The organism is Streptomyces sp. R44, from assembly GCF_041053105.1.
Classification (GTDB): domain Bacteria; phylum Actinomycetota; class Actinomycetes; order Streptomycetales; family Streptomycetaceae; genus Streptomyces.
On sequence record NZ_CP163444.1, the window covers coordinates 6,331,697 to 6,347,494 of the forward strand.

The 15,798-nt window shown below is 71.6% G+C and carries 11 protein-coding genes; 9 read left to right on the forward strand and 2 right to left on the reverse strand.

All coding sequences use genetic code 11. The features are described 5' to 3' along the window. The first annotated feature begins 238 nt into the window (after nucleotides 1–238). The 5 genes from AB5J54_RS29495 to AB5J54_RS29515 all read left to right on the forward strand — a co-directional run bounded on the left by AB5J54_RS29495 (nucleotide 239) and on the right by AB5J54_RS29515 (nucleotide 8,589). Nucleotides 239–1,783, forward strand: a complete 1,545-nt coding sequence (locus AB5J54_RS29495) for a diaminobutyrate--2-oxoglutarate transaminase (protein ID WP_369146934.1) — start codon at nucleotides 239–241, stop codon at nucleotides 1,781–1,783. Nucleotides 1,784–2,082: 299 nt separating this feature from the next. Continuing rightward, a complete protein-coding gene (locus AB5J54_RS29500) occupies nucleotides 2,083–3,933 on the forward strand; it encodes an IucA/IucC family siderophore biosynthesis protein (protein ID WP_369146935.1) in 1,851 nt (616 codons plus the stop codon). 58 nt (nucleotides 3,934–3,991) lie between these two features. Further along, complete coding sequence (locus AB5J54_RS29505) at nucleotides 3,992–4,648, forward strand: GNAT family N-acetyltransferase (protein WP_369146936.1); 657 nt, start codon at nucleotides 3,992–3,994, stop codon at nucleotides 4,646–4,648. Nucleotides 4,649–4,807: 159 nt separating this feature from the next. Continuing rightward, nucleotides 4,808–6,565, forward strand: coding sequence for an IucA/IucC family siderophore biosynthesis protein (locus AB5J54_RS29510; RefSeq protein ID WP_369149495.1), 1,758 nt, complete (start codon nucleotides 4,808–4,810; stop codon nucleotides 6,563–6,565). 50 nt (nucleotides 6,566–6,615) lie between these two features. Continuing rightward, entirely contained in the window at nucleotides 6,616–8,589 is a 1,974-nt protein-coding gene (locus AB5J54_RS29515) for an ATP-dependent DNA helicase (RefSeq protein WP_369146937.1), read from the forward strand. 80 nt (nucleotides 8,590–8,669) lie between these two features. Here the strand turns inward: AB5J54_RS29515 and lexA are convergent, their stop codons facing one another. Next, complete coding sequence (gene lexA, locus AB5J54_RS29520) at nucleotides 8,670–9,458, reverse strand: transcriptional repressor LexA (RefSeq protein ID WP_015036661.1); 789 nt, start codon at nucleotides 9,456–9,458, stop codon at nucleotides 8,670–8,672. Nucleotides 9,459–9,895: 437 nt separating this feature from the next. Here lexA and nrdR point away from each other — a divergent pair, with 437 nt between their 5' ends. Together nrdR and AB5J54_RS29530 are read left to right on the forward strand one after the other, a co-directional pair. Beyond that, nucleotides 9,896–10,405 (forward strand): transcriptional regulator NrdR, encoded by a 510-nt coding sequence (gene nrdR / locus AB5J54_RS29525; RefSeq protein ID WP_030325324.1) that lies wholly within the window; start codon nucleotides 9,896–9,898, stop codon nucleotides 10,403–10,405. A 173-nt stretch (nucleotides 10,406–10,578) separates the two neighbouring features. Next, nucleotides 10,579–13,473 (forward strand): vitamin B12-dependent ribonucleotide reductase, encoded by a 2,895-nt coding sequence (locus AB5J54_RS29530; RefSeq protein WP_369146938.1) that lies wholly within the window; start codon nucleotides 10,579–10,581, stop codon nucleotides 13,471–13,473. 120 nt (nucleotides 13,474–13,593) lie between these two features. On the opposite strand, the gene AB5J54_RS29535 is transcribed toward AB5J54_RS29530, so the two are convergent. Continuing rightward, nucleotides 13,594–14,124, reverse strand: coding sequence for a TerD family protein (locus tag AB5J54_RS29535; RefSeq protein WP_369146939.1), 531 nt, complete (start codon nucleotides 14,122–14,124; stop codon nucleotides 13,594–13,596). A 101-nt stretch (nucleotides 14,125–14,225) separates the two neighbouring features. On the opposite strand from AB5J54_RS29535, the gene AB5J54_RS29540 reads away from it, so the two are divergent. Then, nucleotides 14,226–15,098 (forward strand): arylamine N-acetyltransferase, encoded by an 873-nt coding sequence (locus AB5J54_RS29540; protein WP_369146940.1) that lies wholly within the window; start codon nucleotides 14,226–14,228, stop codon nucleotides 15,096–15,098. A 42-nt stretch (nucleotides 15,099–15,140) separates the two neighbouring features. Continuing rightward, the gene (locus tag AB5J54_RS29545) at nucleotides 15,141–15,746 is read left to right on the forward strand and encodes a YdbC family protein (protein ID WP_359588532.1); all 606 of its coding nucleotides are present in this window, start codon (nucleotides 15,141–15,143) and stop codon (nucleotides 15,744–15,746) included. Nucleotides 15,747–15,798: the final 52 nt, after the last annotated feature.

Below are 15,798 nucleotides of genomic sequence, written 5' to 3' on the forward strand. Positions count from 1 at the left end.
CTATGCCGGTGCCGGAGGGGACGGTACGCGCCCCGTCCACGGTTCCGGGCACCGTTGAGCCGTTGCCGTGCCGTGATCCGGGACACGCCAACTTCCTGCCCCCCGGCCCGTGATCCCCGGCAGTTCCCGTCGTTGGTACGTACGGGGGACACAACGGTGGCGTTCAGGGCGGCCCTTGCGGCGGCTTCACGACGCCCCGATGTGCAACGCAACTGTTACAGCGGGAGGACACCCAGCCGTGGCCGTGACCGAATCAGCTCCGGCCGTCCCACCGGCCGCGCGCACCCAGACCCGGCCGACGGACCAGCCGGACCGGAGCGACCAGCCGGGCCGGAGCGACCAGCCGGGCCAGAGGGACCGGACGGACCAGAGGGACCAGCCGGGCCAGAGGGACCGGACGGACCGAGGGGAGGGGTACGAGGGCATCCTGCGCCGCCAGTCCCAGCGCGAGTCCGCCGCCCGCACCTACGCCCGCTCCCTGCCGATCGTCCCCGTACGGGCCCGGGGGCTGACCATCGAGGGCGCCGACGGCCGCCGCTACCTGGACTGCCTGTCCGGCGCCGGGACCCTCGCCCTCGGCCACAACCACCCCGTGGTCCTGGAAGCCATCAGGAAGGTCCTCGACTCCGGCGCTCCCCTCCACGTCCTCGACCTCGCCACCCCCGTCAAGGACGCCTTCACCTCCGAGCTCTTCGCCACCCTCCCCGGCGCACTCGCCGTCGACGCCCGCATCCAGTTCTGCGGACCGGCGGGTACGGACGCGGTCGAGGCGGCCCTCAAACTCGTCCGGACGGCCACCGGCCGCAGCGGCCTCCTCGCCTTCACCGGCGCCTACCACGGCATGACGGCCGGAGCCCTCGACGCCTCGGGAGGCGCGACCGACGTCCGCGTGACCCGGCTGCCCTACCCGCAGCAGTACCGCTGCCCCTTCGGCGTCGGCGGCGAGCGCGGCGCCGAACTCGCCGCCCGCTGGACCGAGACCCTCCTCGACGACCCCAAGAGCGGCGTCACCACCCCCGCCGGAATGATCGTCGAGGCCGTCCAGGGCGAGGGCGGAGTCATCCCCGCCCCCGACGACTGGATGCGCCGGATGCGCCGCATCACCGCCGACCGCTCCGTCCCCCTCATCGTCGACGAGGTCCAGACCGGGGTCGGCCGCACCGGCACCTTCTGGGCCGTCGAACACAGCGGCGTCGTGCCCGACGTGATGGTCCTCTCCAAGGCCATCGGCGGCTCCCTCCCGCTCGCCGTCATCGTCTACCGGTCGGAGCTCGACGCCTGGGAACCCGGCGCCCACGCCGGCACCTTCCGCGGCAACCAGCTCGCCATGGCCGCCGGCGCGGCCACCCTCGCGTACGTCCGCGAGAACAAGCTCGCCGAACGGGCCGGCACCCTCGGCGCCCGTATCCTCGGCCGCCTCCAGGGCCTCGCCGCCGCCCACCCCTGCGTCGGCGACGTCCGCGGCCGGGGCCTGATGATCGGCGTCGAACTCGTCGATCCCGAAGCGGCCGGCCCGGACGACCCCGTCCCTCCCCCCGCCCCCGCCCTGGCCGTCGCCGTCCAGCAGGAGTGCCTCGCCCGCGGACTCATCGTCGAACTCGGCGGCCGCCACTCCGCGGTGGTCCGGCTCCTGCCCCCGCTCACCCTCACCGACGAGCAGGCCGACGCCGTCCTGGACCGCTTCGCCGACGCCCTCGCCGCGGCCGAACGGGCCCACACCCCGCACCCGTCCGCCTCCCCCCGGGCCACGGCCCCCCGGAACGCCTCCGGCCCGTCCCACTGACCCCGGACCGCCCCGGCCCCCACCCCCAAGGAAGCCCCCCGTGAACGCCACCCCCACCACCCCGCCTCCCACCACCGAACCACCCCGCACCACCACCCCCCCCCTCCACCCGGAGCCCCCACTCCCCGGACCCTTCCACGCGGAGCCCCCGCTCCCCGCCCTCCACGCGGAGCCCCCGCTCCCCGCGTCCCTCCACGCGGAGCCCCCGCTCTCCGCGTCCCTCCACGCGGAGCCCCCTCTCCGCGTCCCTCCACGCGGAGCCCCCGCTCTCCGCGTCCCTCCACCCCGAGGGCCGGACGATGCAGGCTCTCCTCCCGGACACGTTCGGCTCCGAAGAGCTCGGCGTGGATCCGTTCGGATCCGAGGAACCCACCGTCCCGCGCCAGCACACCGGACCGTACGAGCCCCCGAGCCGCCGCACGGCCGGCAGCCCCGACCCACTGGACGACCCCGACCCCCAGCGCGCCGCCGACGCCGCAGCCGTCGAGAACCTCCTCCGCTGTTGGGTCCGGGAGAAGAACCTCCCCGCCCCCGGATCGACCACCCTGCGCATCCCCCTCGACGCCAGCGGCACCGCCCTCCTCGTCCCCGTCCGCTACTGGTCGCCCACCGGCTGGCACCGCTTCGGTGCTCCCGCCCTCGAAGGACTCCCGGCCTCGGCGCCGGCCGCCGACGCCGTCACGGTGGCCGCCCTGCTGAGCCGCGAGACCGGCCGCTCCGAGGGCACCGACCTCGTCGGCCGCGTCGCCGACTCCTCCCGCCGCACCGCCGCCTTCCTCACCGAGCGCCGCCGCCGCCCCGAGCCGCACCCGGACGCCGACCTCTTCCTCGCCGCCGAACAGTCCCTGCTGCTCGGCCACCCGCTCCACCCCACCCCCAAGAGCCGCGAAGGACTCTCCGAGGCAGAGGGCCGGCTCTACTCACCCGAACTCCACGGCTCCTTCCCCCTCCACTGGATCGCCGTCGACCGCACCCTCCTGGCCACCGACTCCGCCTGGACCGAACAGGGCCGGCCCGTCACCGCCGAACAACTCGCCTCCGGCCTCGCCGAAGGACTCGCCATCCCCACCGGCACCGCACCGCTGCCCCTGCACCCCTGGCAGGCCCGCGAACTCCTGCACCGCCCCGACGTCCGGGCTTTCCTCGACGCCGGCCTCCTGCACGACCTCGGCCTCCACGGCAGCCCCTGGCACCCCACCTCCTCCGTCCGCACCGTGCACCGCCCCGGCGCGCGGGCCATGCTCAAGCTCTCCCTCGGCCTGCGCATCACCAACTCCCGCCGCGAGAACCTCCGCAAGGAACTCCACCGCGGCGTGGAGGTCCACCGGCTGCTCCGCACCGGCCTCGTCGACGAATGGCAGGCCGCCCACCCGACCTTCGACATCGTCCGCGACCCCGCCTGGCTCGCCGTCGACGCCCCAGACGGCACCCCCGTCCCCGGCCTCGACGTCATGATCCGCCACAACCCCTTCGCCCCCGGCGACGACGCCGTCTGCATCGCCTCCCTCACGGCGCCCCGCCCCTGGCCCGGAGCCACCACCATGCGCTCCCGGCTCGCCGACCTCATCGGACGGCTCTCCGCCCGCACCGGCCGCCCCACGACCGCCGTCGCCGCCGAGTGGTTCCTCCGCTACCTCGACCAGGTCGTCCGCCCCGTCCTCTGGCTCGACGGCCACGCCGGCATCGCCCTGGAGGCCCACCAGCAGAACACCCTGGTGCTCCTGGACCCGGACGGCTGGCCGGTCGGCGGCCGCTACCGGGACAACCAGGGCTACTACTTCCGCGAGTCCCACCGGGGCGAGCTGGAGAGCCGCCTCCCCGGCATCGGTGCCGACAGCGACACCTTCGTCTCCGACCAGGTCACCGACGAGCGCTTCGCCTACTACCTCGGCATCAACAACGTCCTCGGTCTGATCGGCGCCTTCGGCGCCCAGCACCTCGCCGACGAACGCGTACTGCTCGCCGCCTTCCGCAGCTTCCTCATCTCCGCCACCAGCCTCGGCTCACCCCTTCCACACCGGCTCCTGGAAGCCGCGACCCTGCGCAGCAAGGCCAATCTCCTCACCCGCCTCCACGGCCTGGACGAGCTCGTCGGGCCCGTCGACACCCAGTCCGTCTACGTCACCGTCACCAACCCCCTCCGCAGCTGAACCACCCCGGCGGCGTCCCACGCCGCCCCGACCGCACCGCCGAGAGGAGAGCGACACCGTGTCACCCACCCGCCCACCGGTCGACCCGCCGGGGGAGGACACCCTGAACCTGAGGGTCGACGACCTCGTCGCCCTCCTCGACGGCGATCTGCTGGACTCCGTCGCCGGCTGGAGCCCCGCCGACACCCCCGTGGGCCCCTTCCGCCTCGTACCCGTGCGGCTCGAACGCGATCTGCCGCTCCTCACCCGATGGATGAACGACCCCGCCGTCGCCGCCTTCTGGGAACTCGCCGGACCCGACACCGTCACCGCCGAGCACGTCCGCGCCCAGCTCGAGGGCGACGGCCGGAGCGTCCCCTGCCTCGGCGTCCTCGACGGCACCCCCATGAGCTACTTCGAGATCTACCGCGCCGATCTCGACCCGCTCGCCCGGTACTACCCGGCGCTTCCCCACGACACGGGTATCCACCTGCTGATCGGAGGCGCCACCGACCGTGGCCGCGGCGTCGGCACCACACTGCTCCGCGCCGTCGCCGATCTGGTCCTCGACCACCGTCCCCGCTGCACCCGCGTCGTCGCCGAACCCGACATCCGCAACACCCCCTCCGTCTCCGCCTTCCTCACCGGCGGCTTCCGTTACGCGGCGGAAGTCGACCTCCCCGACAAAAGAGCCGCGCTCATGATCCGTGACCGGGCCCTACGTCACGTCCTGTGAACACCCCCTGCCTCACCCCGTGCCTCACCTCCACCGCTCGACCCACAGCGGTTCCCACCCCGAGGAGTCCTCGTGTCGACGTCCCCTGCACCCCACGACTCCGCACCACCCAGCCCGGCCGGCCCGCCTCCCACCGGCGGAGCCGTCCCCGCGCCCGAGCTGCTCGCGCCCCCCGAGCTGAACGAGGCCGCGTGGACACGGGCCTGTTCCCGCCTCCTCGCCAAGGCCCTCTCCGAGTTCTCCTACGAGGAGATCCTCGAACCCGTGCCCATGGAGGACGGCGAACCCGACCTCCACGCACTGCTCCTCGACGACGGCACCACACTCACCTTCCGTGCCCGCCGCGGCGCCTACGGCAGCTGGCACGTCACCGCCGGCTCAGTCACCCACGAGGGCCGCCCCCTCACCGACCCCTTCGACTTCCTGGTCCGCGCCCGCCGCCTCCTCCGGCTCGACGGCGCCACCCTCGGCCATCTGATCCGCGAGCTCTCCGCCACCCTGGCCGCCGACGCCCGCCTCGACCACACGGCCCTCACCGCCGCCGAGCTCGCCGAACTCTCCTACGCCGAACTCGAAGGCCACCAGACCGGCCACCCCTGGCTCGTCCTCAACAAAGGCCGCATCGGCTTCTCCGCCACCGACGCCGCCCACTGGGCCCCCGAGGCCCGCCGCGCCACCCGACTGCCGTGGATCGCCGTCAGCAACCGCCTCGCCGCCTACCGCGGCGTCTCCGGCCTCGACACCCCCGACCGTCTCTACGCCCGGGAACTCGACCCCGAGGTGCACGCCGCCTTCCGCGCCGCGCTGACCGCCCGCGGCCACGAACCCGACGGCTACCTCCTGCTGCCCGTCCACCCCTGGCAGTGGGACGAGATCCTGCTGCCGCTCTACGCCCCGGCCATCGCCGCCGGGACCGTCGTCCCGCTCCCCGCCGACGGCGACCTCCGGCTGCCGCAGCAGTCCGTCCGTACCTTCCTCAACACCAGCCGCCCCGACCGGCACACCGTCAAACTGCCGTTGTCGGTGCTCAACACCCTCGTCTGGCGCGGACTGCCCACCGAGCGGACCCTCGCCGCGCCCGCCGTCACCGCCTGGGTCCAGGGTCTTCGCGAGGACGACCCCTTTCTGCGGGACGAGTGCGGAGTGATCCTTCTCGGCGAGGTCGCCTCCGTCACCGTCGAGCACCCGCTGTACGACCGGCTGCCCGAAGTCCCGTACCAGTACAAGGAACTCCTCGGCGCGATCTGGCGCGAACCCCTGAGGCTGCCCCCGGGCGAGCGGGCCCGCACCCTCGCCTCCCTCCTCCACACCGACCCCGAGGGCCGGGCGTTCGTCGCCGAACTCGTCGAACGCTCCGGGCTCGCCCCCGCCGTCTGGCTCCAGCGCCTCTTCACCGCTCTGCTCCCCCCGCTGCTGCACTTCCTCTACCGGTACGGCACCGTCTTCTCGCCCCACGGCGAGAACGCCATCGTGGTGTACGACGGCGACGACGTCCCGGTTCGCCTCGCGATCAAGGACTTCGTCGACGATGTGAACATCTGTGCCCAGCCCCTTCCCGAACACGCCACCCTTCCGGATGATGTCCGCGCCGTCCTGTTGACGGAGGAGCCCGGATTCCTGATCCAGTTCATCCATTCGGGGCTCTTCGTCGGAGTCTTCCGCTACCTGGCACCGCTCTGCGAAGAGCAACTCGGAGTGCCCGAGGAGGACTTCTGGGGCCTCGTCCGAGCGGAGATCCTGCGGCACCAGGCACGCTTCCCCGAGCTGAAGGAACGGTTCGAGCTCTTCGACCTCCTGACCCCGCGCATCGAGCGGCTCTGTCTCAACCGCAACCGTCTGCACCTGGACGGCTACCGGGACCGGCCCGACCGCCCGCACGCGGCCGTCCACGGCACCGTCCCCAACCCGCTCGCATGAGGCGCACACGTGCCCCGGCTGTCAGTGCCGCCCCGTAGGCTGGAAGCGCTATGACGAAGCCATCCCTCCCCGACCTCCTCCACGCCGCCGTCTCCGCCGTCGGCGGCACGGAGCGGCCCGGCCAGGTCACCATGGCCGAGGCCGTGGCCGAGGCCATCGACGACAACTCCCACCTCCTCGTCCAGGCCGGCACCGGCACGGGCAAGTCGCTCGGCTATCTCGTGCCGGCGCTCGCCCAGGGCGAGCGGGTGGTGGTGGCCACGGCCACCCTGGCGCTCCAGCGCCAGCTCGTCGAGCGCGACCTTCCCCGGACGGTCGACGCGCTGCATCCGCAGCTGCGCCGCCGCCCGCAGTTCGCCATGCTCAAGGGCAGGTCGAACTACCTCTGCCTGCACCGGCTCCACGAAGGCGTCCCGCAGGACGAGGAGGACGGCCTCTTCGACCCCTTCGAGGCGGCCGCGCCCACCAGCAAGCTGGGCCAGGACCTGCTGCGGCTGCGGGACTGGTCGGACGAGACGGAGACCGGCGACCGGGACGACCTGACGCCGGGCGTCTCCGACAAGGCCTGGGCCCAGGTCTCGGTCTCCTCCCGTGAGTGCCTCGGCGCGAGCAAGTGCGCGTACGGGCCGGAGTGCTTCGCCGAGGCGGCGCGCGAGCGCGCCAAGCTCGCGGACGTCGTCGTCACCAACCACGCCCTCCTCGCCATCGACGCCATCGAGGGCGCCCCGGTGCTCCCGCAGCACGAGGTGCTGATCGTCGACGAGGCCCATGAGCTGGTCTCCCGGGTCACGGGCGTCGCCACCGGCGAGCTCACGCCGGGCCAGGTCAACCGCGCCGTGCGCCGGGCCGCGAAGCTCGTGGACGAGAAGACGGCCGACCAACTGCAGACCGCCGCGGAGGGCTTCGAGCGGGTCATGGAGCTGGCACTGCCGGGCCGCCTGGAGGAGATCCCGGAGGACCTGGCGTACGCGTTGATGGCGCTGCGGGACGCGGCCCGCGCGGTGATCACGGCCCTGGGCAACACCCGGGACCGGGCCGTGCAGGACGAGGACGCGGTGCGCAAGCAGGCCATGGCCTCCGTGGAGACCGTGCACGGCGTGGCGGAGCGGATCACCCACGGTTCCGAGTACGACGTCGTCTGGTACGAGCGTCACGACCGGTTCGGGGCCTCGCTGCGGGTCGCGCCGCTGACCGTCTCGGGCCTGCTGCGGGAGAAGCTCTTCACGGAGCGGTCCGTAGTGCTCGCCTCGGCCACGCTCAAGCTCGGCGGCGACTTCAACGGGGTCGGGGCCTCGCTCGGACTGGCCCCCGAGGGCACCAAGGGCGACGACCTGCCCGTCTGGAAGGGCATCGACGTCGGCTCCCCGTTCGACTACCCCAAGCAGGGCATCCTGTACGTCGCCAAGCACCTCTCGCGCCCCGCGCGTGACGGGGAGCGGGGCGACATGCTCGACGAGCTCACCGAGCTGATGCAGGCGGCAGGGGGGCGGACCCTCGGTCTCTTCTCCTCCATGCGTGCCGCGCAGCAGGCGGCGGAGGAGCTGCGGAGCCGGATCCCGGAGCTGCCGATCCTGCTCCAGGGCGAGGACACGCTGGGCGAGCTGATCAAGAACTTCGCGGCCGACCCGAAGACCTGTCTCTTCGGCACGCTCTCGCTCTGGCAGGGCGTGGACGTACCGGGGCCCAGCTGTCAGCTGGTCGTCATGGACAAGATCCCGTTCCCGCGGCCGGACGACCCGCTGATGAGCGCGCGGCAGAAGGCCGTCGAGGAAGCCGGCGGCAACGGCTTCATGGCGGTCGCCGCCACCCACGCGGCCCTGCTGATGGCCCAGGGCGCGGGCCGGCTGGTGCGCGCCACGGGTGACCGCGGCGTGGTCGCGGTCCTCGATCCCCGGCTGGCCACCGCCCGCTACGGCAGCTATCTGAAGGCCTCGCTGCCCGACTTCTGGTACACGACGGACCGCAACCAGGTGCGGAAGTCGCTCGCGGCGATCGATGCCGCCTCGAAGACGGCCGACGTCTGACGGGCCCGGCTCCGGACATGGCAGGGCCCCGGGACCGGCGCAGTGGGTCCCGGGGCCCGGTCAGAGCCGGCGGGGGAGGATCACACCCGCCGCAGCACCGCCACGACCTTGCCGAGGATGGTGGCCTCGTCGCCGGGGATGGGCTGGTACGCCGCGTTGTGCGGGAGCAGCCAGACGTGGCCGTCCTCGCGCTTGAAGCGCTTGACGGTGGCCTCGCCGTCGAGCATCGCGGCGACGATGTCGCCGTTCTCCGCGACGGGCTGACGGCGGACGGTGACCCAGTCGCCGTCACAGATGGCGGCCTCGATCATCGAGTCGCCGACGACCTTCAGGACGAACAGCTCGCCGTCGCCGACCAGCTGGCGGGGGAGGGGGAAGACGTCCTCGACGGACTCCTCGGCCAGGATGGGGCCACCGGCTGCGATCCGGCCGACCAGCGGGACGTACGACGCGGCGGGCTTGCCGGTGGTGTCCGTCGGCTGGGTGCTCGGCTGGTCGGAGCCGCGGACCTCGTAGGCGCGCGGCCGGTGCGGGTCGCGGCGGAGGAAGCCCTTGCGCTCCAGCGCCATGAGCTGGTGCGCGACCGAGGAGGTGCTGGAGAGGCCGACCGCCTGCCCGATCTCCCGCATCGACGGCGGGTAGCCGCGCCGCTGGACCGAGTCGCGGATGACTTCGATGACCCTGCGCTGCCGGTCGGTGAGTCCGGAGCTGTCGGCGCGGATGCCTGGAGGTCGCCCGGGGAGGGCGCGGGCGGGTCGCCCGGGCTCCTCGCCGTTCATGCTTGCGTCATTCATGGCGTGCACCGGCTCGAGTCGGCCCTGGGAGCGGTCCTGGGCGGTGATGGTGGCACTGTCTGCGGTGGTGGTCACGTCGTCGGCCCCTCTCGAATGGTCTCCCTGGCTGGCACAACGGTAGTGGCTTTCGAAAGGTTGCGCCAAACACACGTTCGAGTGAAAATTCGCAGATTGCCTTACGTGCGTATGTGCGGGGGTGTATGAGCCCGCTCACTCCGCCGTCCCAAATCGGTCGTTACGGTAGCCTTCGCCGCTGGGTCGCGAGCGACCGGTGCACCGTCCCAGTGTCGCACCCGGAGATGCGGATCCGCGGGAGTGTCCGGGCTGCGACACGCGGAGGGGCCGTTGGTGCCCCCAACCCAAGATCTAGTGGTTGGATGGCATCGGCCACCCAGGGGTAGTGGTCCCCGGTCTGCCGGGGGTGCCCGTATCGCCTATGCTGGTGGTCGCTTCGCAGGGCCCTGAAGGGCCGGCGAGGCTCGTCAGTCGTGCCGTGAGGAGGGTCGGAACCAATGCACTGCCCCTTCTGCAGGCACCCCGACAGCCGTGTCGTCGACAGTCGCACCACCGACGACGGGACGTCGATCCGACGCCGCCGCCAGTGCCCCGACTGCTCCCGTCGTTTCACGACGGTGGAGACCTGCTCGCTCATGGTGGTGAAGCGCTCCGGCGTCACCGAGCCCTTCAGCCGCACCAAGGTCATCTCCGGCGTCCGCAAGGCGTGCCAGGGGCGACCGGTCACCGAGGACGCCCTCGCCAAGCTCGGCCAGCGGGTCGAGGAGGCGGTGCGCGCCACCGGCAGCGCCGAGCTGACCACCCACGACGTGGGCCTGGCCATCCTCGGCCCCCTGCAGGAGCTCGACCTCGTCGCGTACCTGCGCTTCGCGTCCGTGTACAAGGCTTTCGACAGCCTCGAAGACTTCGAGGCCGCCATCGCGGAGCTCCGCGTGCGGCCTCCCGCTGAGAACCGCGGGACCGGTGCGACCCCTGAGGTCCCCGTTCCCGCCACCGCCGCCGACTGATCGGCGGACCGGGCCGTTCGACGGCCCGGCGTCCGGCCGCCGTGCGGCCCGGCAGACGTGCCCCGGGCGACCCCTGTGGTCCCTGTGGCAGCAGTACAGAACGACGTACAGAAGACGGTGCCCTGGGACTATCTGGGTGCCAAAGTGTGTTTTGCCCGTATATGGGAGGCGGCATGACAGAGACGGCGAGCGGCCCGGCACGTGGTTCCCGCACCAAGGGAACCAAGTCGGCGAGCAAGGGCCTGCGTATCGAGCGCATCCACACCACCCCCGGCGTGCATCCGTACGACGAGGTCGCCTGGGAGCGCCGTGACGTCGTCATGACCAACTGGCGCGACGGCTCGATCAACTTCGAGCAGCGTGGCGTCGAGTTCCCCGACTTCTGGTCGGTGAACGCGGTCAACATCGTCACCAGCAAGTACTTCCGCGGTGCGGTCGGCACTCCGCAGCGCGAGACCGGTCTCAAGCAGCTCATCGACCGGATCGTGAAGACGTACACGAAGGCCGGCGAGGAGTACGGCTACTTCACCTCGCCCGCCGACGCAGAGATCTTCGAGCACGAGCTGGCCTACGCCCTCCTGCACCAGATCTTCAGCTTCAACTCGCCGGTCTGGTTCAACGTCGGCACGCCGCAGCCCCAGCAGGTCTCCGCCTGCTTCATCCTGTCCGTCGACGACTCCATGGAGTCCATCCTCGACTGGTACAAGGAAGAGGGCATGATCTTCAAGGGCGGCTCCGGCGCCGGCCTGAACCTCTCCCGCATCCGCTCCTCCAAGGAGCTCCTCTCCTCGGGCGGCAACGCCTCCGGCCCGGTCTCCTTCATGCGCGGCGCCGACGCCTCCGCGGGAACGATCAAGTCGGGCGGCGCCACCCGCCGCGCGGCCAAGATGGTCATCCTCGACGTCGACCACCCCGACATCGAGGACTTCATCGAGACCAAGGTCAAGGAGGAGGAGAAGATCCGCGCCCTCCGTGACGCGGGCTTCGACATGGACCTGGGCGGCGACGACATCACGTCCGTCCAGTACCAGAACGCCAACAACTCGGTCCGCGTGAACGACACGTTCATGAAGGCCGTCGAGTCCGGCGGCAAGTTCGGCCTCACCTCGCGCATGACCGGCGAGGTCATCGAGGAGGTCGACGCCAAGGCGCTCTTCCGCAAGATGGCCGAGGCCGCGTGGGCCTGCGCCGACCCAGGCATCCAGTACGACGACACGATCAACCACTGGCACACCTGCCCCGAGTCCGGCCGCATCAACGGCTCGAACCCGTGCAGCGAGTACATGCACCTGGACAACACGTCCTGCAACCTCGCCTCGCTGAACCTGATGAAGTTCCTCAAGGACGACGGCAAGGGCAACCAGTCCTTCGACGTCGAGCGCTTCGCCAAGGTCGTCGAGCTCGTCATCACCGCGATGGACATCTCCATCTGCTTCGCCGACTTCCCCACCCAGAAGATCGGTGAGAACACCCGCGCCTACCGCCAGCTCGGCATCGGCTACGCCAACCTCGGCGCCCTGCTGATGGCGACCGGCCACGCGTACGACTCCGACGGCGGCCGCGCCCTCGCCGGCGCCATCACCTCCCTGATGACCGGCACCTCGTACAAGCGGTCCGCCGAGCTCGCCGCGGTCGTCGGCGCGTACGACGGCTACGCCCTCAACGCCGAGCCGCACCAGCGCGTCATGCAGCAGCACGCCGACGAGAACACCAAGGCCGTCCGCATGGACGACCTGGACTCGCCGATCTGGGCCGCCGCCACGGAGGCCTGGCAGGACGTGATCCGCCTCGGCGCCAAGAACGGCTTCCGCAACGCCCAGGCCTCGGTCATCGCCCCCACCGGCACCATCGGTCTCGCGATGTCCTGCGACACCACCGGCCTCGAGCCCGACCTCGCCCTGGTCAAGTTCAAGAAGCTCGTCGGCGGCGGCTCGATGCAGATCGTCAACGGCACCGTCCCGCAGGCCCTGCGCCGCCTGGGCTACCAGGAGGAGCAGATCGAGGCGATCGTCGCCCACATCGCCGAGCACGGCAATGTGATCGACGCCCCCGGCCTGAAGACCGAGCACTACGAGGTCTTCGACTGCGCCATGGGCGAGCGCTCCATCTCCGCGATGGGCCACGTCCGCATGATGGCCGCCATCCAGCCGTGGATCTCCGGCGCCCTCTCCAAGACCGTGAACCTGCCGGAGACGGCCACGGTCGAGGACGTCGAGGAGGTCTACTTCGAGGCCTGGAAGATGGGCGTCAAGGCGCTCGCCATCTACCGCGACAACTGCAAGGTCGGCCAGCCCCTCTCCGCCAAGAAGAAGGAGGAGGAGAAGGTCGAGGTCACCGCGAAGTCCGAGGCGACGATCCGCGAGGCCGTCGAGAAGGTCGTCGAGTACCGTCCGGTCCGCAAGCGCCTGCCCAAGGGCCGCCCGGGGATCACCACCTCCTTCACCGTCGGTGGCGCCGAGGGCTACATGACCGCCAACTCCTACCCGGACGACGGTCTCGGCGAGGTCTTCCTGAAGATGTCCAAGCAGGGCTCCACCCTCGCCGGCATGATGGACGCCTTCTCCATCGCCGTCTCCGTGGGTCTGCAGTACGGCGTCCCGCTCGAGACCTACGTCTCGAAGTTCACCAACATGCGCTTCGAGCCGGCCGGCATGACGGACGACCCGGACGTGCGGATGGCGCAGTCGATCGTCGACTACATCTTCCGCCGCCTCGCGCTGGACTTCCTGCCCTTCGAGACCCGCTCCGCCCTCGGCATCCACTCGGCCGAGGAGCGTCAGCGTCACCTCGACACCGGCTCGTACGAGCAGCCCGAGGACGAGGACGTCGACGTCGAGGCGCTCGCCCAGTCCGCGCCCCGCACCCAGGAGCTGAAGGCCGTCGCGGCCCCGGCCCCGAAGATCGAGGTCCCGGCTCCGAAGCAGGCCCACACCTCCGCGGAGCTCGTCGAGATGCAGCTCGGCATCAGCGCCGACGCCCCGCTCTGCTTCTCCTGCGGCACCAAGATGCAGCGGGCCGGCTCCTGCTACATCTGCGAGGGCTGCGGCTCCACCAGCGGCTGCAGCTGACGCCGGCCGGTGCGCTGAGCCGCGGAAGCCGCTGAGCGCACCGGACCGCCCGTCCGGTCGCCCGTGAGGGGGCGCCGACCACCGGTCGGCGCCCCTTTCGCATGCGCGGGCAGGTGGTTGTCAGGCCGCGGGGGAGCCCAGGAGCGTGCCGAAGGTCTGCGGGTCGGCGTCGAAACCGCGGCTGATCGAGCGGTACGACCAGCCGTCCGCGCCGTCGCGGGTGAACTCCACGACCGTCGCCGAGCGCGCCCCGCGGACGTCCGCGAAGTCGTGGGTCAGCAGGTCGGTGTAGCCCTCGCGGACCCGTATGCCCGTGTTCGCTATGTCGCCGAACGTGAGTCGCCCGCCGCCCTGCTGTATGGCGACGCCCACCACCACGCGCGCGTACCGCGCGTCCAGCCGGTCCAGCTCCAGGGTCATGGCCTCGTCGTAGCCGAACCCCTGCCCCGTACGGCTGTCGCGGTGGAGCGTGATCGTGCCGTCCGGGGAACGGCTGCCGAAGTGCACCAGGTGGGCCGGGGCGCCGTGCGGGTCGTCCGCGGGAAACACCCCGGCGACCAGATCCAGGTCGTGGGCCGGCCTGCCGACCGGCGCGGGGTCCCACTTGAGCGTGACCTCGACGCGTGCCACCCCTTTGTTGAGTCCGCTCATGGTGCTTCCCCTCTCCGCGCGCGCCCCCGCGCACGCCCTCGCCTCGTACCGTCGACCCGTTCAAAAGCCCGTGGTCGTGGGCCGATTACTCATGGTGTCATGTGCCTACGACAGAGGACCCGGCGCTTGAGGGGGAGAGCGGTTTGTGGAGCGGTGACGAGCTGGATCTCGACGCATATCTGGCTCGAATCGGATACGACGTCGGACGGGAAGGGGAACTCGCCGCCGATGTCGGGACCTTGACGACCCTTCACCGGGCACACGTTTCGGCCATTCCGTTCGAGAATCTCGACGTCGCCCTCGGGAGGAACGTCCCCCTCGACGTGAAGAGCCTTCAGGGCAAGCTCGTCGAGCGACGCCGGGGCGGCTACTGCTACGAGCAGAACTCCCTCTTCGCGGCCGTCCTCGAACGGATCGGCTTCCAGGTGGCCGGCCGCGGCGCCCGCAACCGCTCGCGGGGCGCGGCGCTGCCACCGGTCACCCACGCGCTCCTCGTGGTCACCGTCGAGGGCGAACAGTGGCTCGCCGACGTCGGGTTCGGCTGGCAGGGGCCGCTGGAGCCCGTACCGCTGCGGGACGGCGCGCGCGTGGAGCAGAGCGGCTGGACGTTCGGGATCGGCGTCGAGGACGAGGGCATCCACGTGCTGCGCTCGCTGCGGCCGGAGGGCTGGACCGATCTGTACGCGTTCTCGCCGCAGACCCTCTACCCCGGCGACTTCACCGTCATGAACCACTACAGCTCCAGCCACCCGCAGTCACGTTTCCTCGGCCAGGTCGTGGCCCAGCGGCCCGGCGCGGACGTGCGCAGGGCGCTGGTGCGCGAGCGTCTCTCCACGATGCGTACGGACGGAACCGCAGGGGAACGGACAGTGGGCGTGGCCGAGTTGGCGGCGACGCTGGAGGCCGAGTTCGGGATCGAACTGGACGACGAGGAGCGCGCCGGTCTGGAACGCGTGCACGCGGCGGGACTCTGACGGGGTCTGCCGGGGCGCTCTCCGGCCCCGTACGATGGCGCGGTGCTGGTCAAGTGGATTCGCTGCACCGTGGTGGACCGTCGAGGGTTCGAGCGGGGACAGCGGAAATGGGCGGGGCTGCTCGGTGAGCCGGGATTCCGGGGCCAGGGCGGCGGGTGGAGCCGGGGTCGCCCGGACGTCGCCCACATCTTCGCGTTCTGGGAGAGCCGGGCCTTCTACGACTCGTTCATGGCGCGGTCGCACGATCGCCTGGCGGCCTCCCAGGTGGGGACCTTCAAGGACATCCAGGTCAAGCTCTTCGACCACCGCTTCGACGTGAAGACGGGGTTCGAGCCGCGGTTCGCCGACGCCGACGTGGCACGGGTGGCGCACTGCCGGGTCCACGAGGACCGTGCCGAGCACTTCGCGCTCATGCAGGAGAAGGTGTGGAATCCGGCCATGGCCGGCTCTCCCGGGATGCTGCGGGGCCTGTTCGGCGAGGCCCCCGGCAGCGAGTTCCTGGTGCTCTCCCTGTGGCAGTCCGCCGCCGAGCACGGAAAATACCGGGTCGAGCGCGTGGAGCGGCTCGGGCTGCGGGCCCGTACCGCGGCCGACGTGGCGGCGCTGAACGGCGACGTCGTGCAGCTCGAACCGTCCTGGACCGTGTGAGCCTCCCCGGGCACGTACCCCGGATGGGCTCCGGGCGCCGCCTCGGCTGAGC

What these genes read in the sequence shown, in the direction of transcription:
- AB5J54_RS29500 (WP_369146935.1), top strand. Translation starts at nt 2,083, where the DNA reads ATGCAGGCTCTCCTCCCGGACACGTTCGGCTCCGAAGAGCTCGGCGTG.
- AB5J54_RS29515 (WP_369146937.1), top strand. Translation starts at nt 6,616, where the DNA reads ATGACGAAGCCATCCCTCCCCGACCTCCTCCACGCCGCCGTCTCCGCC.
- nrdR (WP_030325324.1), top strand. Translation starts at nt 9,896, where the DNA reads ATGCACTGCCCCTTCTGCAGGCACCCCGACAGCCGTGTCGTCGACAGT.
- AB5J54_RS29530 (WP_369146938.1), top strand. Translation starts at nt 10,579, where the DNA reads ATGACAGAGACGGCGAGCGGCCCGGCACGTGGTTCCCGCACCAAGGGA.
- AB5J54_RS29535 (WP_369146939.1), bottom strand. Translation starts at nt 14,124, where the DNA reads ATGAGCGGACTCAACAAAGGGGTGGCACGCGTCGAGGTCACGCTCAAG.